This is a genomic window from Rhodococcus sp. P3_B8 (assembly GCF_056402775.1).
Map to the genome: position 1 here is coordinate 1 of NZ_JBFUGT010000620.1, position 1,415 is coordinate 1,415.

At 70.6% G+C, this 1,415-nt stretch carries 2 protein-coding genes and 1 pseudogene; 2 read left to right on the top strand and 1 reads right to left on the bottom strand.

Going from position 1 to position 1,415, the window contains the following annotated elements; genetic code table 11:
- Nucleotides 1-501: anti-sigma factor family protein (locus AC1D1G_RS45185; protein ID WP_477956936.1), on the bottom strand; the 501-nt coding region annotated here is incomplete at its 3' end.
- 208 nt (nucleotides 502-709) lie between these two features.
- Between AC1D1G_RS45185 and AC1D1G_RS45190 the strand changes: the two genes are divergently transcribed.
- Together AC1D1G_RS45190 and AC1D1G_RS45195 are read left to right on the top strand one after the other, a co-directional pair.
- Nucleotides 710-1,171 carry a COG4315 family predicted lipoprotein gene (locus AC1D1G_RS45190; protein WP_477956937.1) on the top strand — a complete coding sequence of 154 codons (462 nt, stop codon included), beginning with the start codon at nucleotides 710-712 and terminating at the stop codon, nucleotides 1,169-1,171.
- Nucleotides 1,164-1,415 (top strand): annotated as a pseudogene (locus AC1D1G_RS45195) (catalase); the annotation flags it as partial. The gene AC1D1G_RS45190 and the pseudogene AC1D1G_RS45195, both read left to right, overlap by 8 nt.

The window sequence follows — 1,415 nt, forward strand, 5'->3', positions numbered from 1 at the left end:
GGCGACTGCGATCCGGTGGTACCGCTTCCGTCCGCGTTCGCGGTCGACCGCCCCGAAGATCGCGTCGGGCAGCGTCGACGACGGCCGGGGCGCAGGTTCGGTGATCCGGTCCGGGTCCGCCGCCGACAGGGCAGCCGCGACCGGCGTCAGCAGACGCAACTCGGTGCGGCACTCCGGGCAGCCGTCCAGGTGGGCGCGAAGCGTGATCATCTCGCGGTCGTCGAGGCGACCGAGCGTGTACATCCCCAACATGGTGCGCATCTGCTGGCAGCGGTCAGTGGTCACCATGCCACCCCATTTCTTCGAGTACGAGTCGCGCCGCCACGCCCGAAGAAACGTCTCCTGTACCGCCTCCTCCGCGCGACCCCGGTCTCCGAGGGAGCGGTAGGCGAGGGCGAACAGTTCCCTCCCGTGTTCGTCGTAGGCGGCCCGCAACACCGTCTCGTCATCCAAGCCCCCCTCGGACTGGTCCCCGCGTGTGCGCACGATACGAAGCCGCACCACTCACCTCCCGAAACACCGGATACGGCGTCGGCCCGCCCGACACCCACCGAGGAGTACGGACGCGGGCGGCGCGGCGTTCATCTCGAATTCTGCCACTCGGGTGCGCGGAGGCGGCTCCGGCAGGTGAACGCGGATCGTCGACCATCCGTACTCCCCAGCGCCGAACGAACCGGCATACGGAACGAACGAATGGAGACCCGAAACGATGCTGAAGAAATCGATTMTTGCGGCGGCCGGCGCCGCCGGCACGATCGCGATGATGTCGGCGTGCGGCACCGCCACCGACGACACTCCGCCCCAGGTGCAGCCGTCTGCGTCCACCGCGGGGCAGGTGGAACTCGGCACCCGGGAGACCGCTCTCGGCACGGTGCTCACCGACGGAGACGGATTCACGCTTTACCGATTCGACGAGGACACCCCGGGCACCATCCGGTGCACCGGCCCGTGCGCCGAGATCTGGCCGCCCTCGCTCGTCGGTGCACCCCGGCCCGACGCCACCCTCGCCGCCCGCGCGGGTGCCACGACGCGGCCGGACGGAACCGAGCAGATCACCTACGACGGCCACCCGCTGTACCGGTTCGCGAAAGACACCGCCCCCGGGCAGACGGGCGGCGACGGCGTCAAGGGAACCTGGCACGTGGTGACGGTCGACTCCGCCCATGGATGACGCCACCACACCCCCGGATCAGGCGCCGCGCCCGGCCGTCAGTCGCCGCAGTGCGCTGCTCGGCCTGGCCGCGGTGGGCGCCATCGCGGCAGTGGACGTCGGCGGGTTCCTCTGCGCGGCGGGGACACTGGACGCCGACGCGCTGACCCCGGCACGGCTGACCGACCGGTTCGAGGAGGTCGCCGGGCATCACGACGGATTCCGGCGCAATCACGCCAAAGGAGTCAGCGCGACCGGATACTTC